Raw genomic sequence first — 24,095 nt, 5'->3', positions numbered from 1 at the left:
AGCTATTTAGTCGAGTGTATTATTCCATTCTATGGAACTTAATGGAAAACCTACAACTGGCCTTAAACCATAGTTATTGAACACGTGATTGGTGAATTAACCGTTTTACCAAGGTAGGCACAGCATTAAATATCGATTAAATGCGTCTTTTTTCGTGTGAAATACGTTAAAAAAATTAAGAAAATGATTTTGTTAATAATTTTTAACAACTTACATTTGCAGCTAATAAACACTTAAACTTAAAAAATTGAACATGAAACATCTTAGCAAATTATTGGTTGTTGCCTTACTTATTGTAGGTTTTAACAACGTACAAGCGCAAGACGAGAATAACCCATGGCAAGTAAGTTTCGGAGCTAACGCAATTGACGTTTACCCTACCGGAGACATGAGCACTTTTGGGAATGAATTCTTTAATGCAACAGACCATTGGAACATCCTTCCATCCATTTCTTATGTAGGAGTATCTAAGTATGTAGGTAGTGGCTTCTCAATTGGAGCAAGAGGTTCTTTGAACCGTATTGACAAATTGGGAGATGTTAGTGTAGACGATTTGTCTCACTACGGTCTTGATGGTACAATAAAATATAATTTCTTAAAAAGTACAGTAATCGATCCATTTATTGAAATTGGTGGTGGTTATACTTGGATAGACGAAGTTGGTGCTGGTACCGTAAATGGTGGTGTTGGACTTAACCTTTGGTTTACTGAAAACATTGGTTTAACCTTACAGACGTCTTACAAGCATGCTTTTGAAGATTATTTAGCTAAGCATTTCCAACATATGGCCGGTATTGCTATCAAATTTGGTGGTACTGATACAGATGGTGACGGAATCTACGACAAAGATGATGCTTGTCCAGAAGTTGCTGGTTTAGAGATTTTCAACGGATGTCCAGATGCAGACGGTGATGGTATCGAGGATAGCAAAGATGCTTGTCCTAATGAGGCAGGTTCTAAAGAAATGAACGGATGTCCAGATGCTGACGGTGACGGTGTTGCTGATAAAGATGATGCTTGTCCTAACGAAGCTGGTCTTGCTGCTTTAGCTGGTTGTCCAGATGCTGATGGTGACGGTGTTGCCGATAAAGATGATGCTTGTCCTAACGAAGCTGGTCCTGCTGCTAACAAAGGATGTCCTTACCAAGATAAAGATGGTGACGGTGTATTGGATAAAGATGATAAATGTCCAGATGTTGCCGGAACTGTAGCTAACCAAGGTTGTCCTGAAGTTACTGAAGAAGTTCAGAAGCAATTGAACGAATACGCTAGAACAATCTTGTTCGATACTGGTAAATCTTCTATCAAAGCAGAATCTACTTCTGTAATGGTTGATATTATTACCATCCTTAAGGAGTATCCTACTGCTAAATTTACTGTAGAAGGTCATACTGACAGTGTAGGTAGTAATTCTTTGAACCAAAAATTATCTGAGTCAAGAGCGCTTTCAGTTAAAACGTTCTTAGTAGATAAAGGTATTGAAGAGTTTAGATTATCTGCCGTAGGTTACGGTGAGGATAAGCCAATAGCTACTAACAATACTAATGCTGGTAGAAAGCAAAACAGAAGAGTTGAAATTAACTTGGTAAAGTAATTTCCAAGTAGTTTTAAAACTATAAAGAAGAGCCCCGCTATTTAGCGGGGCTTTTTTTGTTTTTGTTTGTAAATAAACAAGGATAAATTACCAAAAATATATTCCCTAACCAGAAATTATTATATTTTTCATGTTAGAACGAAGTGCATGCCTTCGTTCTATTTTTTATAATTAAATTACCCCATATTTACAGAAATTTAAAATTCTTAAAAGAATCTTGGGATTAAAATTGAAGTGGATGTTTTGAAGAAATTTTTAGTAAAGCAACCAGTAGGTATGGTGGAGGTAACTTCAGATGATTATTGGGACCAAAACTTGATCGGCGATTTGCACATGGCTATTGGCAGGCAGGTTCCGACTTTAAAAAATATGATGATCTAACCGATGAAAAGTTTTCTCCAACAGGTAGTTGATGATTTATTAAAGACCTATGATTCCTTCGACAACATAATCTTAATATTGCCTAGCAAACGGGCAGGGACTATTTTACGGACAACCTTGGCCAATACAGCCAATAAAACTATATTTTCTCCTAAAATATACAGTATAGAAGGCTTTGTGGAACATATTTCCAAACTGGAGGCCGCTTCAAATATGGAGCAACTTTTTACACTTTACAAGGCTTATTCGGCAATGGAATATGGCGAAAAAGATAATTTCTCCACTTTTTCTAAATGGGGGCAGACCTTATTACAGGATTTTAATGAGATCGATAGATATTTAATAGATGCCAAAGATATTTTTTCCTATTTGGCCAATATCCAGGAAATAAACCATTGGTCGTTACGGAAGGAAAAATCCGAAATAATTACGAATTATATTAAATTCTGGAATAATCTTGAACCGCTATATAAGGCTTTTAATGATTTGCTGAAAGCCAAAAAATTGGGGCATCAGGGTCTAATTTATCGCACGGCCTGTGAACAATTAAAAGATTATTTGGCCAATAATGAAAACAAGACACATATATTCCTTGGCTTTAATGCCTTAAATACGGCGGAGTCCCATATTATTCAGGAAATATTGACTAAAACCAAAGGGGATATTTTTTGGGATAGCGATACTTATTTTGTGGAAGACGCTATACACGATGCCAGTTATTTTATTAGACAGCATCAAAATACTTGGCCCTATCTTAAAGGGAAAGCACTAAAGGGAATTGAAAGCAATTATACGGCCCAAAAGAATATTAAAATAATAGGTGTACCCAAAAACGTTTCCCAAACAAAGTATGTAGGGGGTCTTTTGTTGAAACTTAAAGAAGAGGACAACAACATTCTCAAGAACACGGCTATAGTTTTGGGTGATGAAACCCTGTTGAATCCGCTTTTGAACGCTATACCCTCGGAGCTGGATACCGTAAATATTACTATGGGATATCCGTTAAAAAGTACTCCCTTGGCCAGTTTGTTCTCCCAATATCTTTCACTACACTTAAAAAAGGATTCCCAAGGGTGGTATTTTCAACAGCTGTTGGATTTTTTGTCACATCCTTACATACAAATTCTATGTACCGAAAAGGAGCAAAATATTGCGGGCATTATAAGTGAGGCCATTAGATTGAAAAATTGGGCATTTATAAGCTCAGATAATTTACGTTCCGCAATAGAAGGAAATGACCACTTGCTTAGTCTACTGTTTTTTCAGGAGAAGGTTTCGGGAACCAATTTTATACATAAATGTCATCAAATTATCCAAATACTTAGGGAGAAATTTGTACTATCCAAAGAGTCCCTTGGTTTGGAGTATTTGTATAGGTTTTACACCTTATTCAATCAACTTCAGGACATGGTGGAGCAATATTCTTTTGCTAACGACCTACAATCATTGGAAAGCCTTTATTTGGAAATTGTAAGGCACGAAACCCTGGATTTTCAAGGAGAACCTTTGGAAGGACTGCAAATAATGGGAATGTTGGAAAGTAGGGTGTTGGATTTTGAAACCGTTATTCTAACTTCGGTGAACGAAGGTATACTTCCTTCCGGCAAGTCTAATAATTCCTTTATCCCCTTCGATCTAAAAAAGTATTACAAACTTCCTACTTATAAGGAAAAGGATGCAGTGTATACGTATCATTTTTATCGCTTATTACAACGGGCAAAAAACATCTATTTGGTGTACAATACCGAGGCAGATGTTTTGGAAGGAGGAGAGAGAAGTAGGTTTCTGACCCAACTCCTTACCGATGAAAATAAATTGGTGGATATTACCGAAATTATTGCCGCGCCAGAAATAAATCCAACAGTTAAGGTTTTACAGACCATTACAAAGGATGCGGACCTTATGGATTTGATCAAGGAGCATGCTTCCAAAGGTTTTTCACCCACCTCTTTGAGTAATTATATCAGAAATCCCATAGATTTTTATAAAAGAAATCTGTTGGGAATAGACGACGTTATGGAAGTGGAAGAAACCGTTGCCAACAATACTTTTGGAACTATTGTACACGATACCCTGGAGGACCTTTACAAACCTTATTTGAATACCTATCTGGAAGTGTCCATGCTTCAAGAAATGAAAAAGAAGATAAAGACTACTGTAATAGGTCATTTTGCGAAGAGCTTTGCAGAAGGGGATATTTCCAGAGGAAAAAACCTGATTGCCTTTAATGTGGTGGTGAGGTACATAGAAAATTTCCTAAAGATGGAATTGGCAGAAGTTAAACAACATCGAATTAAAATATTAGGGGTAGAAGAAAAACTTCGAATGAATATAGCTGTTCCCGGACTTGATTTTCCTGTGGTCCTAAAAGGAAAATTGGACCGGATAGATGAAAAAGACGGACTTATAAGAATAATCGACTATAAAACAGGTAATGTGACAAGTCCCCAGGTCGAAATTGTGGAATGGGAGGATGCCATACAGGACTACAACTACAGCAAAGCCTTTCAATTGTTATGCTATGCCATTATGTACAACAACGATCAAGCCATTGGTAAAATAGAAGCAGGAATAATTTCATTTAAAAATTTAAGTTCGGGTCTGCTAAAATTTGCAGTAAAAGAAAAGAAGGGCAGTAGAAACAAGGATAATTCCATTACCCAAGAAACTATTGCCCATTTTATGGAATCTATTAGAATTTTAATTTCTGAAATTGGTAATCCTCTTGTACCATTTACAGAAAAGGAGGTATAGCGTTATTTTTTATCAGGTCGTGTAGGCCTTACCTCTATTTTACTGGGCAACGTCCTTGGATTCATATTCAAAAGATCTAAAACCAACTCGCCAATGTCTTCCGGCTGTATCTTCCAAGCATCCTCTTTGGAGGGTTCATTACCATTAAAGTTGGTGGCTACAGAACCAGGCATAATGGTAGATACTTTAATATCATAAGGCCTTAAATCTAACATTGCAGCTTGGGTAAAACCTACCACTCCAAATTTTGTGGCATTGTATCCTGCCCCATTTGCAAAAAAATTGGTACCAGCCAAACTAGCCAGAGTTATATAATACCCCTTGGATTTCTTTAGAGCTTCCACCGAAGCCTTCAGGGAGTGATAAACTCCGTTCAGGTTAGTGTTTACCATCTCATGCCAAAGATTGTCGGAAATTTGATCTACGGGAGCAAAATGTCCAACCCCTGCATTGGCGATAACCACATCCAATTTCCCCCATTTATCCAAAATCTTTTTTACAGCCGACTTTTCATCCCCAATTTTTGAAACATCCGAGGCAATGGCCAGTACATTGTCGGCCGATCCAAGGCTTTTTGCAGCTTTTTCGGCACTTTCCAATAGCCTGCTACTAATGGCTACTTTCATTCCTGCCTCCAGTAGTTTGGAAGCAATGCCATATCCTATTCCCTTGGAACCTCCTGTAATATAGACAACTTTATTTTTTAAATCATTCATGTTGTTTAGTTTTAAGTGAAATTATAATTATACGGGCAGATATTAAAAAACTGAGCGTTATTATTTTCTTAAACTCCGCCTAAATAAATTCCTTAAAAACGTGGAGGCAATTAGCGGTAAGCGTTATCAACCCTGGATCACCTAAGTGCTTGTGGTTGTCTTAAAGGGAAAACTATAAATTAACCTCATTATAACTCAGCAGGGGGATAGCAATATGTTCTTCAATTTTTGCTACCAGGCTTTTGTGGAATATTTTTTGAAAAAATCCAGTTTCTTCCCTTTCCAATAATACCAATAGGTTGGCGCCTATGGTACGGGCGTAGGCCTTAAGTTTTTCTTCGATCATATCCGAGTATAGTACGGTAAAGTCTATGGAGGCATCGTTTACCTCTTGCTGGACCAAGTCTTTAAACCATGTCATCTGCTCTTTTACGGCATCTTCCTTCCCTTTTGAGATATGCACCATTTGTATTTTGGCTCCAAGCGCTTTTGCCATTGGGACCAATTTTTTAAGTGCCAGCACATCTGCCTCTTCAAAATCCGTTGCATATAAAATACTCTTAATGGACTTTTCCGCGATCGTGTTGGGTATAATAAGCAAGGGACAAGGCGCTTTTTCTTGAAGTCCCTTTCCTATATTACCAACAAAGAGGCCACGGTCCGTATGTCTATCCTTCCTGCCAATGATAATAAGATCGGTAGACATGTCCTTGGTCTTCTCAAGAATGGCACTGGAAACCGAGTCGTTGTGAACCGCTTCCACCTGCAATTTGTTTCCATCTACGGATACGCCCAAATGCTTTTCACAATAAGATTCCAAAATTTCTGTCTGTTCCTTAATTACATGATATTCAATTTGGGACGTTGGGCGCGAAACGGAAACTCTTATTGGATCAATTTCGTGAACATAGAGAACCAGCAGTTTAGCTTTAAGTGTTCTGCTTAAGTGAAATGCATATTTTAATGCCGGTACAGAGTGTTCCGTGCGATCGGAGGCGTAAAGTATCGTCTTCATAGTTACTTTGTTTAAAAATTAAAACTATAAGCTATTGTTGATAATAACAATGATATTGGTCATACCCATTATATCCTTTCATTCTTTACATGGTAAAAAATCGCTTTTCAAAAATCCTAACTTATGTGAGGAATACCTATGGGAATCCTTGGCCCTAAATTTATGTTAACTGATCTTGGTCATTTCAGATACCAATTTGCCAGCGTATATTGTTGATCGTTGTAAACAAATAATTGAATTGATAAGTGTTGTTAACAAAGACCTGATGAAAGCCATAGCAAAAATAGGAAACCTAATCTCTGAAAGTGATAAAAGAGTAATTCTTCGCAACCTGAGTCGCATTATGGATATTAGAATAATAAATCTGGAGGTTGATACCGGAAGACTTATTTTCTTTTACTACAGTCCAATTGCACTGGAACAGGTAAAACAAGAACTTTGGAGAATTGGTTACCCCATCAGACATTTCAAATTTCTTTCCACGTTAAGTCCAAATATGCAGAATGAAGGCAGAGGTGAAACAACCCTTGCATAATTATTCCTAAAAAATGTTTTTTTGTAACACTAACGTGGCAACTTTCCCGTAGCCATACCCAAAGGCGTTTACAAAAAATTTCGAGTGAGTCATTGTTGACAACGGCAATCATTGCCAAATTTTACATTTCTAGAAGAATTGGTGATAATTGGAAGTTATTACAGGCTTTCCTTTTGATGATTCTTGTCATAAAATAACATGGAAAAGAAGTTTACTTTTGGTAAAATAGGGTCGTTATCCATTCACAGAATTACCAAAATGATATACTTTTCCATATGCAATTTGAAAATTTTATAGACCATACACTATTAAAACCTACGGCAACAGAGCAAGATATTAGGCTTCTTTGCGCCGAAGCTTTAAATTATAAGTTTTATGCCGTATGTATCAACGGTTGTTACCTCTACCTTGCAAAAGAATTGTTAAGAGGCACTAAGGTAAAGCTGGTTGCAGTAGTAGGGTTTCCCTTAGGGGCTATGTCCACTAGGGCGAAAGTACAGGAAGCAGAGGATTATATGGAACAAGGAGCCGATGAGCTGGATATGGTCCTAAATATTGGATGGCTTAAATCTGGTAAATTTTCAGTTGTAGAAGATGAAATAACCCAAGTGAAAAAGGTGCTGGGTAGCGATGTATTGAAAGTTATTTTGGAAACCTGTTATTTAACCGAGGAGGAAAAAAGGACGGCCTGTACATTGGCAGTTAATGCCAAGGCTGATTTTGTAAAGACTTCAACCGGTTTTGGTCCCGGAGGGGCAACTCTTGAAGATGTGGTTCTGATGAAGTCAGTGATAAAGAACAAAATCAAAATAAAGGCATCTGGGGGAATTAAAGATGCTGCCACAGCCAAACGATATATAGATTTAGGAGTTTCCCGAATAGGGACATCTTCTGGAGTTGCCATAGTAATAGACCAGTAAAATTGGCTTTCCTCTGGAATTGGATTGGATATAAAAATTGAAGTAAATATGAGCGTACATATTGAAGCGAAAAAGGGTGAAATCGCAGAAACTGTATTATTGCCGGGGGATCCATTAAGGGCCAAATGGATAGCGAATAGCTTTCTTGAAAATCCTGTCTGTTATAATCAGGTTCGTGGTATGTTGGGATATACAGGAACCTATAAGGGCAAACGTATTTCGGTTCAGGGAAGCGGTATGGGCATACCTTCTGCTCTGATCTATTATCAGGAGTTAATTAATGATTATGGGGTGAAAAATCTAATTCGCGTAGGTACTGCCGGTTCTTATCAAAAAGAGGTTAAAATACGTGATATCGTATTAGCGATGGCAGCTTCCACCACCTCGGGAATTAATAATTCAAGATTTATTAACGCCGACTATGCCCCAACCGCTGATTTTGACTTGCTCCTTAAGGCTGCACTTTACGCAAAGGAAAAGGGTATTGCCATTAAGGCAGGTAATGTTCTTTCTTCGGATGAATTTTATGAGGATGATCCAAATTCCTATAAATTGTGGGCAAAATTCGGGGTCCTTTGTGTAGAAATGGAGGCGGCCGGATTATATACCATTGCCGCCAAGTTTAATATTAAGGCCCTAACGATATTGACTATTTCGGATTCTTTGGTGACGGGTCAAAAATCAAATTCCATAGAAAGGGAAACCACTTTTCAGGACATGATAGATATTGCCCTTAATATTGCCTAAGGCAGGGATTCGACTATCTTTTTTTGATTCTCCGTACATTAATTGTGCCTCTTATTTTAAGGAAAGGGAAAATTTTTGGTCGCCCGATGGGACATTTCCAGTAAAAACTTAATTTAACTTAGGTTATCAATATTACCAATATGACCAAGATCATTTTACAAACCAAAAGATAAAGCCATTTTTGTATATATCCCAAAATTAAGCAATCATGGCACTCAATTTTAATCAGTATGCAACAGAGGGACATACCTTCTTAAAAGATTACACTAAACAAATGGATATGGGCAAGGATACCGACAAAGCCGGACGGGTTCTCACTTCCATACTCCATGCCTTAAGGGAAATTATTCCGGTTGCGGAATCACTACAATTTATTGCGCAGTTACCTATGTTTTTAAAAGGGGTCTATGTAACTGGTTGGTCCTTAAAACAAGAAAAACCCAAAATTAAAAATATGCCCGAATTCTTGGACCTGGTTAGACAATTTGACGGACCAGCTGCAGTAAACGATTTTGAATACAGTGATGAAGTGGCGGAAGAATATGTAAACACTACCTTTATTTATTTACGAAAATATGTTTCCCAAGGAGAAATGGCCGACATCCGGGATAGCCTTCCAAAAAATCTTAAAGGAATGATTTTTAATAATTTAATATTCTAATAACCAATATTATGACCTTATACCTAGCTCTTTTTATTTATGCCAGTATTTATTCAATAACCTATTTGTTAAAAAAGTATTCCAGAAGAGTTTGAAAAAGTATGGTGCATATGGCCTAAATTATTTCCACAACCTACCCTTATCCCTTAAGATAAATATTTTAATTTAATATTTCATGAAATCAAAAACACAGTTGTTTATCGAGTTGTGGGAAGAAGCCAGAACCCGGTTTTCAAATCAATTGTCCAATTTAAAGGAAGACGATTTAAGCAAAAAATTAATACCGGCTCCCAATAGTATCGGCTTTCTTATTCGACATATAGGCGATGTTGAACTACTTTTTGCCAAAAATGTATTTGGAGCGCAGGATATAAAGGTAATTGCAAAAACGGTTATTGCTCAAAAGGATACGGGCGAGTGGACCAATTTGGAGGAATTATTGGAATACGTACAACATTCATTTTTAATGATAAAGGATATAATAGAAAAGCAGGAAGATAAGGATTGGGAAACAACTATTACAACCAAAGAATTTGGAACAAAGACAAAGGCGGAGGCATTTGGAAGAATAGTTTCCCACACCACCTATCATTCTGGTCAAATGGCCATTATTAAGAAATATGGATCTTAGAATTTAGTGTATCTTTTCTACCACCTTCTTTAATTTCTCGCCCACTTCGTCCGCTATATTCATTAAATCCAAATTTATAACCGCCTGCATGGATGCCATGGGGTTTACCGCTGCTATTTCCACAAGTCCTGGTTCCTTTTCCATAACAATTACATTACAGGGCAACATGGTACCAATTTTATCTTCGGCCTGTAGTGCTTTGTGGGCAAAGGGAGCGTTACATGCGCCCAGGACCATATAATTATAGAAATCTACGTCCAATTTCTTCTTTAGGGTAGCTTTCATATCTATTTCCGTTAGCACGCCAAAGCCCTCTTCCTGTAGGGCCAATTTTGTTTTTTCCACTGCCTTGTCGAAAGGTATATTTCCAATTGTTTTATTAAAATAATACTCCATAATAATATTTTTATCGGGTTTTTAAAAAACAAGAATAGGAAGCAAAAGCCTCCGGTTTCAAACTTGGTAAATAATATTCAATTTTTTTAATCCATTTAATTCGGTCTATGCCATAAATAAGGTAAAGTGGACCTTTTATATAACAGGGACTCTATATAATAAAAAGGATTGGGATATCTAAATATCCCAATCCTTTATGTCCGGGGCAAGTAGCTCTTTTACACTAATCCAAGTCTTGGACGGCGAGTTGCAATTGCAACATCCGAACAGGGTGTTTGGGCGATTAGGCTCAAGAAGTTACATGGGCTCCGGAGTATAGTCGCTAAGGCATTACTGCTTAGAAACTTTATTTTTATATCTATCAAAGAACTATTGCTTTATAATAATACCAATATATAATTATCATATTGGATTCGGAATGATATATATCAGTTGGGTGTGTTTTTTTCTCGATTTTTAAAAAAGAAAATAGGATTGCTTAATTTCCTGTTTCCTTTTATGTCTCCTATCCTTTTCCCTGGCCCTCGATATTTGTGGTTGGCGGTTCTAGTAATTCAAAGAATTGATCTAGTTTGGGTAAAATAATTATCTCGGTCCTGCGGTTTATGGCTCTACCTTCCGTTGTTGCATTGGTAGTTTTTGGAAGGTATTCAGAACGGCCTCCAGCAGTCATTCTTAGGGGTTGAACAGCAAATTTAGTTTGCATTAATCGTACAATGGACGTTGCCCTTTTTACACTTAAATCCCAGTTATCGACCATGCATTCGGTAGAAATGGGAACATTGTCTGTATGCCCCTCCACCAAAATATCCAGTTCCTTATGGTCATTGATGATCTTGGCAATTTTACCAATAACTTCCTCCGCCCTGTTACTTATGTTGTAACTACCAGAACGGAAAAGCATCTTGTCTGAAATAGATACATACACCACTCCCTTCTTCACTTCAATGTTAATATCCTCATCTTCAAAATTGTCCAAGGATCTTTTTAAGTTCATCACCAATACTAAATTAATGGAGTCTTTTCGCTGTATGGAACTTGTAAGATCTTTTATGTATTTATTCTGTTCGTTTAGGGCTTCCAATGATTTTTTAATGCTTTCTGCTCCAGATTTGCTCACAACTGAAAGATCGGAAAGTCTGGCCAACAGGTCCGTATTGGTACTTTTGAAGTATTCCATTTGTTGCTCCAAGGATTTAGATCGGTTTTTCTCATTGGCCAATCCGGCTTCAAGCAAATTATTTTGATTCTTAGTTGTATTTAATTCATTTTCGCAATTTACGGCCCGATCTTGCATAGCAGTATATTTTTTTTGGCTTACACAAGAAGTAAAAAGGGTAAGTGCTAGGACGTAAAGATGTAGCGGTTTCATTTTTATACGTTATTTGGATGATTCCTATCCAATAAAGAAAGTCACTATTCCAATAATATCAAATGATATTAATCATATCCTATATGGCTGATATTCAATTTTTTGATAAGAGGTGCCTGACCATTGCTATGCTCCTTTATTACTGATAATTATTTGGAAATTTCCGATTATTACAAGGTCTAATGTCTTTTATTTTTCTAAAATATATCCTTGTGTTATACAGCTCCTATTACTACATGGGCAACTATAACTGACAAAGGTCATAGGGTGGTGTACAGTTAAGGAATAGCTTTACGATTTAAAGTTTTAGGAAAGCATCTTAACCAAGTTCACGAATTAATTGAGTGTGCAGCGGATTATGATACGATATATATCACAACTAATATTAGGGGTAGAATTTGAATTAAAGAATTATTATGAATAAGGTAAAAAAGTTTTCGCTCATATTTTTATCCATAGTAGTGGTGTTCTTGCTGTTTATGCTTTGGTATCAAAATGAATATGCCATGGACATTGCCGAGGAGTATGAGGTAAATTCTCCCATGGAGAATTCCAAATTACTTATCGCAACACAGGGCAGTACATTTAAAAATACAATTACTACCGCTATTGTGGAGTATTATAAATCGGAGTCTATTTATATTAAAATAATAGATGTTTCGGCATTGGCAGATGTGAATCCTACCAATTACAATGCCCTGTTAATAATCCATACCTGGGAGATGTGGAAACCACCGGCATCGATAAAATCGTTCATGGACAGAACCGTAGACGATAGGGGTAAAATGGTTGTCCTGACAACCTCGGGTGAAGGGACTTACAAAATGGAAGGAATAGACGCAATTACGGGGGAATCCATTTTGGATGAAACTCCCTTGTATGTGGGTAAAATCATTAATGAATTAAATCCGTTAATAAAATTGTATACATCGCAGTAGTTATTTTAAAGTCGGATTCCGGAATGCTAATTAATAAATATGTATAATTTTAAATATTTCAATATCGCCGATTGGTTTTCTTTCTATCGGATTATGGCCGTTCCCATATTACTTGGCCTAATTTGGGTTGGGGAACGTGAATGGTTTAGTTGGATGTTACTTATAAGTTATAGTACGGATGCAATTGATGGTTTTTTGGCAAGGAGGTTAAAAATTACAAGTGCCAGGGGCTCACAACTCGATTCTCTTGGAGATCAAATAACCTTGATTATTGGGTTGATCGGTCTAGTCTTTTTTGAAAATACTTTTATCAAAGCAAATTATCTTCTAATACTTTTAGCATTTGTCCCATATCTGGTTCAAATGTTTATTGCCTTTGTTAAATATGGAAAGGCAACTGCATTTCATACCTATTTGGCCAAAATTTCGGCTATTACCCAGGGGATTTTTATTTTATGGTTGTTGTTTTTTGGACCAGTTTATTGGTTGTTCTATGTAATGATTGTTTTAGGCGTTTTGGAAACTATTGAGGAAATTACACTTATCTTTATGTATGATCAGTGGGTAGAAGATGTAAAAGGCTATTTCTGGGCCCTCAGTGATAAAAGAAGGCCAAAGAATACGAATTCCCAATAGCAAAACCTTTATTAATGCGATCTTACACTTTTTTTGCCATAGTCCTATTATGTTTGGCCATTTTACTAATAGATACCTTAGCTTTCTTCTGGCTTAAATCTATAATGGAACCTATTACTTCTTCCGTTATAAGGAGTAGTATATTCATCGCATTTTGGTTTTTTACCATAGGACTTATTATTTCTATTTTGGTGTTAAAAATCAGATTGGAAAGTATAGCCCCAAAAAGAAAGCAACTGCTTATTTCATCCTTATATGGTTTAACAGTTTCCTCCTTTATTCCCAAATTAATATTTGTTGTGGTTATCTCAATACTCTATTTCTCCAACTTTTTAATTTCGGGCGAGAAATCCTTACTTATCATTCCTGTGGTCGGTGTTTTTTTTGGGTTTTTGCCTTTCTTCGTTATCGTTTATGCCGTTTTTAGAGCGGTATATAGATTTAAGGTTCACCATGTTAAGATAAAATCCGAATTGCTCCCAAAAAATTTTAGCGGCTTGCGAATAGTTCAAATATCCGATCTTCATTTGGGCAGTTTTAACTATCGCTACCATATACTGGACCGTGCCATTAAAACTATAAACCAATTAAATCCCGATTTTATTTTTTTTACGGGCGATTTGGTGAACAACTATGCATGGGAATTGAATGGTTGGGAGAATGTTTTAAAGCAGCTTAGCGCCAAACAGGGCAAATATTCTGTGCTTGGGAATCATGATTACGGGGATTATAGCAAATGGGAATCTGAGGAAGAAAGGAAAAGCAATTTTGATGATATCAAAGATTTTCAGGCCAAAATAGGTTTTAAGCTTTTGCTCAATGAAGCCGAAAGTATTGTAAACAATGGTGAGGAAATTGCAATCGTAGGTGTAGAGAATTGGGGCAATCCACCCTTTAAACAATATGGGGACCTTAAAAAATCCCTGCTGAATGTAAACGGAATAGCGTTTAAAATTTTATTGTCCCACGATCCTTCGCATTGGCGTGGGGAAGTAGTGGAGCAAACCAATATAGCCCTTACGCTTTCTGGTCATACACATGGTATGCAGGCCGGGATCAATATCAGAAATAAAAAATGGAGTCCAATAAAATACAAATACGAACACTGGGCGGGATTATACCGGTTGGGCCAGCAGTATCTTTATGTAAGCCGAGGATTGGGGTGGATGGGATTTCCTGGCCGCTTGGGCATGCGCCCCGAAATTACCTTTATAGAATTGGAGAAGGTGCAATAATGGCATTAAATTCTGTACGTAGAACTAATAAATAGTTGGGTATAAGAATTTATTCATTGATTTTCTCCTGCTCCTTTTTTTGCTCTTTTTCTTTCTTTTTGAAATATCGCCGAGTTAAGAAATTATGTTTTAAAGCTTCCGTAATTTCATTGAAATTTTTAATCCCTTCCGTAACATTTTCCATGGTAGTTTCCAGTTGCTTTACCAGTAAGGTGTCCGATGACAAATAGTTAATGGCTCCCTTCCCTTTTTTTATATCCCCGATTACAGAATTTAAATCCGTGGACATTTTTTCGATTTCGATACTGGAATTTTCCAAATGGGAAATTACATTTCTCATTTTATCCCCGGAAATAGAGTCCTTTAAGAGAACTCCTGCAATACTATTGTCTAAATCGAACTGTTTTACTATTTTGTTCATTTCCCCAATCATTATATTGGCTTCTCTACTGCTAAGTTTCAGGTTGGTAATGGTTTGGTGAAGTTCCGAGGCCATTTGGGAATCGTTCAGCAACATGCCAAAGGTTCCTTCGCCCTGTGTCAAGGATCGTGTTACTTTTAACAGGTCTTGTGTCAACAAGGCTGCATTTTCATTGGTTAGGTTTAGGGTGTTTAGCATATCTTGGGTAGCAACCCTGCTATAGGATTGCAATTCATCCCCTGGGCCAATATGGTTTGTTTTCCCTTCCCCAGGTACTATATTGATAAGCATACTGCCCACAAGACCATCGGAACCAATGGTGGCTACAGCATCTTTCTTAATGTGGTTTTGCATTTTTTCCTCAATAATCATACGCACGCGAATGGTGGTATCGTTTATCATTTCTATTTTATTTACCGTGCCTACATTTATACCTGAAAAGCGCACATTATTCCCATTTTGAAGTCCGTTCGCATTCTTGAATATGGCGCTTATAGGAATGGTTTTACTAAACATATTCTGTCTGTTCCCTATTAAATAGGCCGCTACCACAAGCAAGGCTGTGCCGAGGACAACAAATATCCCTAATTTCAAATTTTCTAGTTTTGTCTTTGCCATATTCTTATTTTTTAAAAAATGCTTCTACTTTAGAATCGGTAGATTGCGACAATTGTGAATAGGTGCCTTCTGCGTAATTAATACCATCTACCAATAAGATCATCCGCTCCGATATTACTCTGGCGCAATCCACGTCATGGGTAATTATTAGGGAGGAAGTACCGTATTTCTTTTGTATGGAACGCATTAATTCTATAATCTCCTTGGAGGTAATGGGGTCTAAACCGCTTGTTGGCTCATCATATAGGATTACCTTTGGTTTTAGGATCAGTGTGCGCGCCAAGGCTACTCTTCTTTTCATTCCTCCTGATAGTTCTACGGGCATTAAATCCATAGTATGTGCCAAGCCAACATTTTCCAGCGCTTCACGAACCAAGGGTTCGGTATCCGAAACCACTCCCAGTTTTTCTTTGTGCCTCCGCATAGGAAATTCTAAATTTTCCCGGACCGTCATTGAATCGTATAGTGCACTTCCCTGGAAAAGAAATCCAATATCCGAACGCAATTCGTCCAAAGTTTGCTGCTCCAAAGAGTTTATTTCCTTGCCCAATACTTTAACCGTTCCACTATCCGGTTTTACCAACCCTACGAGGCATTTGATCATTACTGATTTACCAGAGCCCGACTTCCCCATGACCACAAGATTTTCACCTTCCAATAGGGTCATATTAAATCCGTTTAATACGTGATTGTCGCCAAAACTTTTATAAAGATCTTTGATCTCTATAACCGCTTTTCCAAGGCTTGTAGCTGCTACTGAAGGTGTTATTTTGTCTGGGTGTGTCATATTAAAGTTCATAAAATATATCGGAAATAAATACCGCTATAAAATCTACCACAAATAAAAGTAAGGATGCCATGACCACAGCTGTATTTGCAGCGATACCAACCCCTGCAGTGCCTTTTTTACAATAATACCCTTTATAGCACCCTACCAAACCTATTGTAAATCCAAAAAAGACCGATTTTATGGTGGCCGGTACCAGGTCGGCATAGGACAAAGCATCAAAAACCGTATTAAAGTAGAGTTGAAAGGAAACATCTCCCTTTAAATTCTCTACTAGAGCCGATCCGTATAGCGCAACCAAATCTCCGTAAACAACTAAAATTGGCAGCATTAGAGTGGTGGCCATTATCCGTGTAACTACCAAATATTTAAAAGGGTTGGTCCCCGAGACTTCCATGGCATCAATTTGCTCGGTTACCCTCATGGAACCTAATTCGGCTCCTATCCCCGATGCAATTCGCCCCGCGCATATGAGGGCAGTAATTACGGGTCCTATTTCCCTTACAATAGAGATACCGACCATATTCGGCATCCAGGAAACGGCACCGAATTGAATCAGAGTGGGTCGGGATTGCAGGGTGAGTACCAGTCCAATGATAAATCCCGTTACAGTTACCAAAACTAGGGACCTGTTCCCCATTTGATAGCATTGGCGTAGTAGCTCCTTAAATTCGAAAGGAGGTTTTAATACCTCCTTAAAAAATCGGGCAGTAAAATATGAGAGATCACCGATCTCTACAAAAAATTCCTTTACCCCTTTAAATAGCGTTGATCTATTATCCATACCCAAATCCTTTTGTAAGGACCTATTTCATCAAAGATAGCATGAAAGCTAGGGGCTTAAAATGAGGAATGTCATGTGGTGGAGTGACCATTGTCATTTTATAATCCATATAGCAGCGCTAGTTTTGTTTTAATCAAAACCAAACTCTACCCATATGATTAAAGCCTATACGATTATACTTTGCTTTTTAGCCCAGTTAGTAGTTTCATGTAATGTTAATCGAACTATTTCACCAAAGAATACTTCCATTGAAAAGTCCAATTCCGTAACGCAAAAAAAGACGGAGCAAAATATTGTCTTTAAGAAAACCAATCCCCTACAGGCATATGTCACCAGGGATATTACAGTGGGTCATTATTTTAAGTTTATGGATTCTTTGGCGAACAAGAATGATTCCTTGGTGCCATATACTTTATCCGAGCATACCTTGGTACGAGCCAATCCGTGGATAATGGATACCTTGGCCAACACGGACTATTATAGGCAAATGGCACGGGGTTCCTTTGTTTATGATCAGCGAAAAATGATTGTTCTCAAGGCTAATGATTCTTTATTGATACCGGATGCGGACGCAGGGCAGAATCTTATAAGGAATATTGAAAATACTTGGATAGATGTAAATATTCCAGAGTACAAGCTTCGTATTTATCAAGATTCCTTGCTGTTATATACCTTCCCTATACGGGTAGGACAACATAGAAAAAGATATTTGGCCATGGGGGATCGCGTTACAGATTTAAGGACCAAAACCGGAAAGGGTAAAATAGTAAGGTTGGAAAGGAACCCTAATTTTTATAATCCCGTGACCGGCAAACGATTTTATGTAACCAAACGGGATGATAAAAAAACAACCATAATGCCTATTATTCCTTGGATAGAAACGGAAATAAATGGTATTCGAAATGGGCAAATGATACATCCTACCACCAATCCAGTGAGCTTGGGCAAGGCCTATTCCAACGGTTGTATAGGTGTTACGGAAGCCGATGCTTGGATTATTTATTACCACGCCCCTCTAAATACCCCTATCCAAATACGATATGATCTAACTATTTTGGATGATAATGGTGAAAAACAGGAACTAGAGGATATCTATGGTTATCAGTAGCCTTCCCAAATTATTGGTAAATTACTATTTCTAGTTGTAGGCTGTTCATACTTTTTATTAGTTTGCACTTCAAACAATATATTATGGGTGAATTACAAGATTTCCAAAAGTTGGTTATAGCCAATGCCTCTCAAGCAAAAGGAATTTCTAAAGGGGATATAGCTCCTGATTTTACATTACTTAATGCCTTAGGTAAAAAAGTATCACTATCTGAAGCGTTAAAATCAGGTATTGTAATCATAAAATTCTATCGTGGTGAATGGTGTCCTATCTGTAATTTAGATCTTAGGGAAATACAGAGTCACTTGCCTCAAATTAAGTCCTTTGGGGCCACCTTATTGGCTATTAGCCCTCAAAGGCCGGATGATGCACTTACGGCCACGCAAAAAAACGAACTGGAATTTGAAGTGCTTAGTGATGCAGATCAGGAAGTGATAAAAGCCTATAATCTTCAGTTTGATCCAGGGGAGGATTATCACAGGCGTCGAGATTTGACGGTATTGAATGGCGATGGATTAAAAACCTTACCGGTCCCCGCAACTTTCATAGTCAATACCAACCAGATCATTGAAGCAGCACATGTTGAGGCAAATTATACCGAAAGGATGGGCCCATTGGAAATAATCAATGTGCTTAAAGAGCTGACGAACAAGGCAAAATAGTTTTGCCTAGGTACCAATGGTCCATTTGATCAGAAAGGTAAAGGAGTCTACTGTCTGTAGTGTTTTGCGCCGCTTATATTGTTCGGTTCCCTTTAATTTACTTGAAGTCCCCATTTATCGACCAAGTTCATGGCGGCCCTATAATTGTATTGATTGCGATCTAAGGTCTTCATGCGCTTTAGTGTATTCACTACCTCTTCTTTTAATAATTGGCTGTTGTCATCGATTAAGTAAATAGAATTCATCGCCTGTGTTTGTACAAATTCCCTGTCGGTTTTTAACGCCCTTAAAAAACCTTTGTAAGCCTCTTGTTTTGCGCCAAGTTTATAAAGTGATTCAGCAGCTACCACTGCTACATTTACCGAAGGGTCGTTAATGACCTTTTTTAAAGCGGGAATTTCAGATTTCCCTTTTTCCCCAAGCAGGAGTAAACCCGTTGCACCCCAATAACGAATTGCCGATTCTTTGGATTTAAGGAATTCTACCATCTTTAGTTTATTTTCAACTTTCCCAAATGAGGCAAGCTCTGCTGCTTCAATGATTTCCTCAATAGGAACCTTACCACTTTGAAAGTAATCAAATATCGCCTGATCTTTTGCCCTTATTGTACGCTCATCCTCGGGCATAAACCCAGTATCCTTAATATTAGTCAACCACTTGCGGTTGGCTGCACGCATTTCATCTAAAATATGGGTGTATTCAGGGTCTTTGGCGAGGTTGTTTATTTCCCAGGGATCGTTTTCGGTATCGTACAATTCCTCTACTGGTTTTGTATTCCAATAGGCACTCTGAATTTCGTTGCATTCGCCGTTCTCATAGGCGTTTTGCCATGATTGCAATGACTTGGCACGGAACAAATACTCTATTGGTAAGGCATAAATTCTGTGTGGCATGTAATTGTGGATGTAACGGTATTTTTTACTTCTAACGGCCCTGCTCATATCGTACCATTCATCCATACGGTCACGGAACATATAGGCATATTTTGGATCTGGGCTTATATTTTCACCTAAAAATGCCTCACCTTGTAATTGCTCGGGCACTTCAGCACCGACCAAACTTAGTAGGGTGGGATATAGATCAACAAAGCTGATCAAACGGTCTATTTTTGAGTTTGGCTCCTTGGCAGGCCAGAATTTTTTATATTTTTCGGGAATCCGCACAATGAAGGGTACATGTGTTCCAGTTTCGTATACATATCGTTTGCTGCGGGCCAATACCCCACCATGGTCGGCGTAATAAATTACTATTGTATTATCGGCCATTCCAGATTCTTCCAATTCTTTTAATCGTTCGCCCACAAAAGCATCCATTTGCTGAATACGATCATAATACTGTGCCCAATCGCGTTCCATATCGGGGGTACGCGGATGGTAAGGAGCAATAGGGACTTTTTTGGGATCGTGGCTCAACTCACTTATGGGCAACTGTTCGTGTATTTTGCTTTCATGGGTAATGGTAGTATTAAAAATAGCGAACCAGGGTTTTCCCTTTGGCGCATTTTTATAATGGGCATCCGAACTACATTCATCCCACACTTCTTTATTTACATTGGTGTTATAGTCGGTTTTGACAGAATTGGTGGAATAATAGCCCAATTCCCGCATGGCTTCTACATGGAATTTTACTTGGCTACCTCTGGGGTAGTTACTTCGCATATTGGAGTGGCCTCCCGAATTGGCATAGATTCCCGAGATAATAGTGTTTCGTGCAGGAGCACAAACAGGGGCATTGGCATAGGCATGAGTGTATAAAAAACCTTCCCTCGCCAATTTGTCAAGATTGGGGGTATTGGCAAATTCATCTCCGTAACAACCCAGAAATGCGCTGTTGTCTTCGCTGGTTATCCAAAGGATATTTGGGAGATCCTGGGAATTTAGTTGGTTGATGCAAGCCATTGTACAAATACAGGCTATTAAAAGGTAAACGGGATGTTTTTTCATTGGTAAATGGGATGAGGATGTTGGATATTATGGCATTAAATTAAGAAATAAAGTTTACAGTAGCGTGGGAAGTAAGGGCTGTCCCAAATATGGTGGGCAAATTGCTTATAAATGAAAAAGGCTTTAAAAGTTAAAAACCCTTGTAGACCTGTGTTTATCTAGTGGAGAATAACGGAGTAACTGTGTTGTACGGCTTTTAGGCAACTCTTAAATGACCAATTAATTTTCATGCGATTTTTATATTTTGAAATGAGACATGTGGAAAATATACATCACCTTTGTTTCCTTGATTTGGCCAGACATTTTTTTCCTATAATTCAAGACCTTATGCCTACCGGAGTATAAGTTAAAATTTGTAATCCCGTTATTCAATATCAATATTAAATCTATGAAAGTCTTCGAATGTGGTCATTGTAATTATCCCTTGTTTTTTGAAAACCATCAATGCGAAAATTGTGGACATTTATGTGGTTATTGGGACAGTGACCGTATAATGCTCACTTTTGACCCCCTGAGCACTTCTTTCATTTCTGACCGCGAAAAAATCGAGTTCAAGTATTGTAAAAACAAGGAATATGAAGTTTGCAATTGGCTACTCGAAAAGAACGATAAACATGATTATTGTCCTGCATGCCAGCTTAATCGAACGATACCGAATCTGTCGGATAAAGAGAACTTTCCAAAATGGAAAAACTTGGAAGTTGCTAAACACCGACTTATTTATCAGCTTCAAAAAATGGGTCTGGAATTGCGAAGCAAGATGGTTAACAATGAAGGTTTTTGTTTTGACTTTATCGTTAAAATGAACAATCCTAACATCATGACCGGTCATGCCAGCGGTGTAATCACCATTTTGCTCCAAGAGGCAGATTCCGTTCTCAGGGAACAAATAAGAAAGCAATTGCAAGAGCCATATCGTAGCTTAATTGGCCACTTGAGGCATGAAGTAGGTCATTACTTCTGGGAACGTTTAATTTCAAATAACAAAGAGGTGCTACGAGCTTTCAGGACAATATTCGGAAATGAGAAAATGGATTATAGCAATGCGCTTCAACTCTACTACAAGGTAGGTGCACCGGATAATTGGCAGGACTCTTTCATAAGCAAATATGCAACATCACACCCTTGGGAAGATTGGGCCGAGACTTGGGCTCATTATCTGCACATTATGGATATGGTGGAGACGGCGCATTTTTTTGGTCTGAAAGTAAATTCCAATGAAATCTCAAAAAACATGCGTATAGAGGCAACATTCGATCCTTACCATGTAAAAGACTTTGATACTATAATCAACAACTGCATACCATTATCTTTTGCCGTCAATAGCATCAATCGGGCCATGGGAGTTCCCGATGTCTATCCGTTTGTAATTACACCAGGAGTAGTAAAAAAAATAACTTTTATTCACGAATTGCTATGGCCAAAAAGATAGTTGCTAAACTTTATATTTTTTCATTTGATTACTAATTCTAAAAAGCAGGGAATTCTGAATGCGAAGTTTACTGTTTCAGAAATTTTTTCTAAGAAATAAGTTTCCTTTCGCACTTCAATACGGATTCTAATTCGCAATAGTATAGTGCTTAACTTTACAATGATGGCTTTATAGCCTATCGCCATTTTTTGATTTTAGGACTTTCCGTACCATCTTGCTAAGATACTGATGACTTTAAAGCGCTATATATAGTTTAAATAAATTATTTAGCACTATCTTTAAGAACCAACGCTTTTCAAACAGGTTTAATTGAATTCCACCTTAAAACCTGTACTCAGCTTTCAACTACACTTCAAAAATATGTCTAAAATAAATTTTAACGACTATACCATAAAGGGTTTTTATGATGAGATGTTCAACGATACCCATGATGTGCGCCCAAGTTATGAACTATTTAAAAAACGTTTGGAGAAAGTAAGTTGGAACAAGCTAAATTTTCTTCAGCATTCAACAGACCGGGCACAGCTATCTCTAGGTATGACATTTAATGTATATAATGATAATCAAGGAGTTGAACGTATTCTCCATTTAGACATCATTCCAAGAATAGTGAGCGGTGCGGATTGGGACTATCTGTCCAAGGGTCTAAAACAAAGAATAGTGGCTCTGAACTTGTTTATCAATGATATTTATAATGACCAAAAAGTCTTAAAGGATAAAATTATTCCTAAAGAATTGGTGCTTTCGAGTGCCAGTTATCTTAAGGAATGTATTGGACTGAAACCGCCTGAAAATGTTTGGAGCCATATTTCAGGAACAGATCTAATACGCGGTGGAGATGGAAAGTTTTACGTGTTGGAAGATAATCTAAGATGTCCGTCCGGAGTATCTTATATGTTGGAAAACAGGGAAATCTTGAAACGTACGTTCCCAGAAATGTTTGAACAACTAAATGTGAGACCTGTTCATGATTATTCGCACTATTTAAGAGATATGCTGGAGTCGCTTACAAAAGTCAGTAAGCCCTCTATTGTGGTATTAACACCTGGAATCTATAATTCAGCCTATTTTGAACATGCTTATTTGGCACAACAAATGGGAGCCGAATTGGTAGAAGGAGGGGATTTGGTGGTCAAGGATGACTTTGTATATATGATGACCACCTATGGTCTACAAAAAGTTGATGTAATCTACCGCAGGGTTGATGATGAGTTTATTGACCCTTTGGTATTCAACAAAGATTCCCTTTTAGGAACTCCAGGGTTGTTCGGAGCTTATTTAAAGGGAAATGTAGTATTGGTAAATGCACCGGGAGCTGGCGTTGCAGACGACAAGGCAGTGTATGCCTATATTCCAAGGTTGATAAAATATTATTTGGGCGAGGAGGCGTTAATACCAAACATTAAAACATATATATGCGCTGAAGAACAGGATTGTAAATATGTTATTGATAACATTGCCGAATTAGTGGTCAAACAGACAGATGGTTCTGGAGGGTATGGAATGTTGATAGGTCCACATGCTACAAAAACAGAACAAGACGAGTTTGTTAAGAAGATCAAAAATAATCCGAGGAATTATATTGCACAGCCCATGATCAACCTTTCCCGAGTACCAACACTCTGTGATAATAGTATAGAGGGCCGACATGTAGATCTAAGACCGTATATTCTCTATGGAAAAGATATCAAGGTAATACCAGGCGCGCTGACCAGGGTAGCATTGAAAAAAGGGTCGTTGGTTGTAAATTCTTCACAAGGCGGAGGCAGCAAGGATACTTGGGTCTTGGATAATAAATAAAACAGAACT

The 24,095-nt window shown here is 37.7% G+C and carries 23 protein-coding genes; 15 read left to right on the top strand and 8 right to left on the bottom strand.

Translation table 11 applies throughout. The features are described 5' to 3' along the window. Positions 1-253 precede the first annotated feature (253 nt). The 3 genes from H4O18_RS02020 to H4O18_RS02010 all read left to right on the top strand — a co-directional run bounded on the left by H4O18_RS02020 (position 254) and on the right by H4O18_RS02010 (position 4,729). A complete protein-coding gene (locus tag H4O18_RS02020) occupies positions 254-1,594 on the top strand; it encodes an OmpA family protein (protein ID WP_187581430.1) in 1,341 nt (446 codons plus the stop codon). A gap of 243 nt (positions 1,595-1,837) precedes the next feature. Continuing rightward, positions 1,838-1,975: a hypothetical protein gene (locus tag H4O18_RS02015; protein WP_187581429.1), complete on the top strand. Its 138-nt coding sequence runs from the start codon at positions 1,838-1,840 to the stop codon at positions 1,973-1,975. Between the two features lie 3 nt (positions 1,976-1,978). Then, positions 1,979-4,729, top strand: a complete 2,751-nt coding sequence (locus tag H4O18_RS02010; RefSeq protein ID WP_187581428.1) for a PD-(D/E)XK nuclease family protein — start codon at positions 1,979-1,981, stop codon at positions 4,727-4,729. Positions 4,730-4,731: 2 nt separating this feature from the next. Here the strand turns inward: H4O18_RS02010 and H4O18_RS02005 are convergent, their stop codons facing one another. Together H4O18_RS02005 and H4O18_RS02000 are read right to left on the bottom strand one after the other, a co-directional pair. Continuing rightward, complete coding sequence (locus H4O18_RS02005) at positions 4,732-5,445, bottom strand: SDR family oxidoreductase (protein ID WP_187581427.1); 714 nt, start codon at positions 5,443-5,445, stop codon at positions 4,732-4,734. 172 nt (positions 5,446-5,617) lie between these two features. Then, entirely contained in the window at positions 5,618-6,460 is an 843-nt protein-coding gene (locus H4O18_RS02000) for a universal stress protein (RefSeq protein ID WP_187581426.1), read from the bottom strand. A 265-nt stretch (positions 6,461-6,725) separates the two neighbouring features. Between H4O18_RS02000 and H4O18_RS01995 the strand changes: the two genes are divergently transcribed. From H4O18_RS01995 to H4O18_RS01975, 5 genes are all read left to right on the top strand, one after another. Further along, entirely contained in the window at positions 6,726-6,995 is a 270-nt protein-coding gene (locus H4O18_RS01995) for a hypothetical protein (protein ID WP_187581425.1), read from the top strand. Positions 6,996-7,270: 275 nt separating this feature from the next. Then, the gene (gene deoC / locus H4O18_RS01990; protein WP_187581424.1) at positions 7,271-7,915 is read left to right on the top strand and encodes a deoxyribose-phosphate aldolase; all 645 of its coding nucleotides are present in this window, start codon (positions 7,271-7,273) and stop codon (positions 7,913-7,915) included. A 48-nt stretch (positions 7,916-7,963) separates the two neighbouring features. Continuing rightward, positions 7,964-8,662, top strand: coding sequence for a purine-nucleoside phosphorylase (deoD, locus tag H4O18_RS01985; protein ID WP_187581423.1), 699 nt, complete (start codon positions 7,964-7,966; stop codon positions 8,660-8,662). A gap of 208 nt (positions 8,663-8,870) precedes the next feature. Next, positions 8,871-9,323, top strand: coding sequence for a DUF2267 domain-containing protein (locus tag H4O18_RS01980; protein WP_187581422.1), 453 nt, complete (start codon positions 8,871-8,873; stop codon positions 9,321-9,323). A gap of 175 nt (positions 9,324-9,498) precedes the next feature. Then, a complete protein-coding gene (locus H4O18_RS01975; protein ID WP_187581421.1) occupies positions 9,499-9,954 on the top strand; it encodes a DinB family protein in 456 nt (151 codons plus the stop codon). Between the two features lie 3 nt (positions 9,955-9,957). Here H4O18_RS01975 and H4O18_RS01970 read toward each other — a convergent pair whose 3' ends face one another. Further along, positions 9,958-10,350 (bottom strand): DUF302 domain-containing protein, encoded by a 393-nt coding sequence (locus tag H4O18_RS01970; RefSeq protein WP_187581420.1) that lies wholly within the window; start codon positions 10,348-10,350, stop codon positions 9,958-9,960. A 505-nt stretch (positions 10,351-10,855) separates the two neighbouring features. Then, positions 10,856-11,722 (bottom strand): OmpA/MotB family protein, encoded by an 867-nt coding sequence (locus H4O18_RS01965; RefSeq protein WP_187581419.1) that lies wholly within the window; start codon positions 11,720-11,722, stop codon positions 10,856-10,858. A gap of 416 nt (positions 11,723-12,138) precedes the next feature. Between H4O18_RS01965 and H4O18_RS01960 the strand changes: the two genes are divergently transcribed. From H4O18_RS01960 to H4O18_RS01950, 3 genes are read left to right on the top strand one after another with little or no spacing between them, the layout of a single operon-like run. Then, positions 12,139-12,660: a hypothetical protein gene (locus tag H4O18_RS01960; protein ID WP_187581418.1), complete on the top strand. Its 522-nt coding sequence runs from the start codon at positions 12,139-12,141 to the stop codon at positions 12,658-12,660. A gap of 39 nt (positions 12,661-12,699) precedes the next feature. Beyond that, positions 12,700-13,296 carry a CDP-alcohol phosphatidyltransferase family protein gene (locus tag H4O18_RS01955; RefSeq protein ID WP_187581417.1) on the top strand — a complete coding sequence of 199 codons (597 nt, stop codon included), beginning with the start codon at positions 12,700-12,702 and terminating at the stop codon, positions 13,294-13,296. A gap of 14 nt (positions 13,297-13,310) precedes the next feature. Beyond that, complete coding sequence (locus H4O18_RS01950) at positions 13,311-14,531, top strand: metallophosphoesterase (protein WP_187581416.1); 1,221 nt, start codon at positions 13,311-13,313, stop codon at positions 14,529-14,531. A 49-nt stretch (positions 14,532-14,580) separates the two neighbouring features. Here the strand turns inward: H4O18_RS01950 and H4O18_RS01945 are convergent, their stop codons facing one another. The 3 genes from H4O18_RS01945 to H4O18_RS01935 are packed head-to-tail and all read right to left on the bottom strand — an operon-like array spanning position 14,581 to position 17,141. Beyond that, positions 14,581-15,570, bottom strand: a complete 990-nt coding sequence (locus tag H4O18_RS01945; protein WP_187581415.1) for an MlaD family protein — start codon at positions 15,568-15,570, stop codon at positions 14,581-14,583. 4 nt (positions 15,571-15,574) lie between these two features. Next, on the bottom strand, positions 15,575-16,357 hold the full coding sequence (locus H4O18_RS01940) for an ABC transporter ATP-binding protein (RefSeq protein ID WP_187581414.1): 783 nt from the start codon (positions 16,355-16,357) through the stop codon (positions 15,575-15,577). Position 16,358: 1 nt separating this feature from the next. Next, a complete protein-coding gene (locus H4O18_RS01935) occupies positions 16,359-17,141 on the bottom strand; it encodes an MlaE family ABC transporter permease (protein WP_187581413.1) in 783 nt (260 codons plus the stop codon). Between the two features lie 154 nt (positions 17,142-17,295). Here H4O18_RS01935 and H4O18_RS01930 point away from each other — a divergent pair, with 154 nt between their 5' ends. Together H4O18_RS01930 and H4O18_RS01925 are read left to right on the top strand one after the other, a co-directional pair. Then, on the top strand, positions 17,296-18,249 hold the full coding sequence (locus H4O18_RS01930) for a L,D-transpeptidase (RefSeq protein WP_187581412.1): 954 nt from the start codon (positions 17,296-17,298) through the stop codon (positions 18,247-18,249). Between the two features lie 83 nt (positions 18,250-18,332). Continuing rightward, on the top strand, positions 18,333-18,911 hold the full coding sequence (locus tag H4O18_RS01925) for a peroxiredoxin-like family protein (protein ID WP_187581411.1): 579 nt from the start codon (positions 18,333-18,335) through the stop codon (positions 18,909-18,911). A gap of 92 nt (positions 18,912-19,003) precedes the next feature. Here H4O18_RS01925 and H4O18_RS01920 read toward each other — a convergent pair whose 3' ends face one another. Then, complete coding sequence (locus H4O18_RS01920) at positions 19,004-20,854, bottom strand: sulfatase-like hydrolase/transferase (RefSeq protein ID WP_187581410.1); 1,851 nt, start codon at positions 20,852-20,854, stop codon at positions 19,004-19,006. Between the two features lie 388 nt (positions 20,855-21,242). Here H4O18_RS01920 and H4O18_RS01915 point away from each other — a divergent pair, with 388 nt between their 5' ends. Together H4O18_RS01915 and H4O18_RS01910 are read left to right on the top strand one after the other, a co-directional pair. Beyond that, the gene (locus H4O18_RS01915) at positions 21,243-22,286 is read left to right on the top strand and encodes a zinc-binding metallopeptidase family protein (RefSeq protein WP_187581409.1); all 1,044 of its coding nucleotides are present in this window, start codon (positions 21,243-21,245) and stop codon (positions 22,284-22,286) included. A gap of 360 nt (positions 22,287-22,646) precedes the next feature. Continuing rightward, positions 22,647-24,086 (top strand): circularly permuted type 2 ATP-grasp protein, encoded by a 1,440-nt coding sequence (locus tag H4O18_RS01910; RefSeq protein WP_187581408.1) that lies wholly within the window; start codon positions 22,647-22,649, stop codon positions 24,084-24,086. The last annotated feature ends 9 nt before the right edge of the window (positions 24,087-24,095 follow it).

It is taken from the genome of Arenibacter arenosicollis, from assembly GCF_014397245.1.
Taxonomy (GTDB): Bacteria; Bacteroidota; Bacteroidia; order Flavobacteriales; family Flavobacteriaceae; genus Arenibacter; species Arenibacter arenosicollis.
The sequence above is the reverse complement of the archived record's forward strand: the minus strand, read 5'-3'. Positions and strand labels throughout refer to the sequence as shown.

Coding starts and splice junctions, on each gene's coding strand:
- H4O18_RS01975 (WP_187581421.1), top strand. CDS start 9,499: ATGAAATCAAAAACACAGTTGTTTATCGAGTTGTGGGAAGAAGCCAGA.
- H4O18_RS01965 (WP_187581419.1), bottom strand. CDS start 11,722: ATGAAACCGCTACATCTTTACGTCCTAGCACTTACCCTTTTTACTTCT.
- H4O18_RS01925 (WP_187581411.1), top strand. CDS start 18,333: ATGGGTGAATTACAAGATTTCCAAAAGTTGGTTATAGCCAATGCCTCT.
- H4O18_RS01960 (WP_187581418.1), top strand. CDS start 12,139: ATGAATAAGGTAAAAAAGTTTTCGCTCATATTTTTATCCATAGTAGTG.
- H4O18_RS01940 (WP_187581414.1), bottom strand. CDS start 16,357: ATGACACACCCAGACAAAATAACACCTTCAGTAGCAGCTACAAGCCTT.
- deoD (WP_187581423.1), top strand. CDS start 7,964: ATGAGCGTACATATTGAAGCGAAAAAGGGTGAAATCGCAGAAACTGTA.
- H4O18_RS02010 (WP_187581428.1), top strand. CDS start 1,979: ATGAAAAGTTTTCTCCAACAGGTAGTTGATGATTTATTAAAGACCTAT.
- H4O18_RS01955 (WP_187581417.1), top strand. CDS start 12,700: ATGTATAATTTTAAATATTTCAATATCGCCGATTGGTTTTCTTTCTAT.
- H4O18_RS01980 (WP_187581422.1), top strand. CDS start 8,871: ATGGCACTCAATTTTAATCAGTATGCAACAGAGGGACATACCTTCTTA.
- H4O18_RS01910 (WP_187581408.1), top strand. CDS start 22,647: ATGTCTAAAATAAATTTTAACGACTATACCATAAAGGGTTTTTATGAT.
- H4O18_RS01945 (WP_187581415.1), bottom strand. CDS start 15,570: ATGGCAAAGACAAAACTAGAAAATTTGAAATTAGGGATATTTGTTGTC.
- H4O18_RS02020 (WP_187581430.1), top strand. CDS start 254: ATGAAACATCTTAGCAAATTATTGGTTGTTGCCTTACTTATTGTAGGT.
- H4O18_RS02000 (WP_187581426.1), bottom strand. CDS start 6,460: ATGAAGACGATACTTTACGCCTCCGATCGCACGGAACACTCTGTACCG.
- H4O18_RS01935 (WP_187581413.1), bottom strand. CDS start 17,141: ATGGATAATAGATCAACGCTATTTAAAGGGGTAAAGGAATTTTTTGTA.
- deoC (WP_187581424.1), top strand. CDS start 7,271: ATGCAATTTGAAAATTTTATAGACCATACACTATTAAAACCTACGGCA.
- H4O18_RS02005 (WP_187581427.1), bottom strand. CDS start 5,445: ATGAATGATTTAAAAAATAAAGTTGTCTATATTACAGGAGGTTCCAAG.
- H4O18_RS01970 (WP_187581420.1), bottom strand. CDS start 10,350: ATGGAGTATTATTTTAATAAAACAATTGGAAATATACCTTTCGACAAG.
- H4O18_RS01930 (WP_187581412.1), top strand. CDS start 17,296: ATGATTAAAGCCTATACGATTATACTTTGCTTTTTAGCCCAGTTAGTA.
- H4O18_RS01920 (WP_187581410.1), bottom strand. CDS start 20,854: ATGAAAAAACATCCCGTTTACCTTTTAATAGCCTGTATTTGTACAATG.
- H4O18_RS01995 (WP_187581425.1), top strand. CDS start 6,726: ATGAAAGCCATAGCAAAAATAGGAAACCTAATCTCTGAAAGTGATAAA.
- H4O18_RS01915 (WP_187581409.1), top strand. CDS start 21,243: ATGAAAGTCTTCGAATGTGGTCATTGTAATTATCCCTTGTTTTTTGAA.
- H4O18_RS01950 (WP_187581416.1), top strand. CDS start 13,311: ATGCGATCTTACACTTTTTTTGCCATAGTCCTATTATGTTTGGCCATT.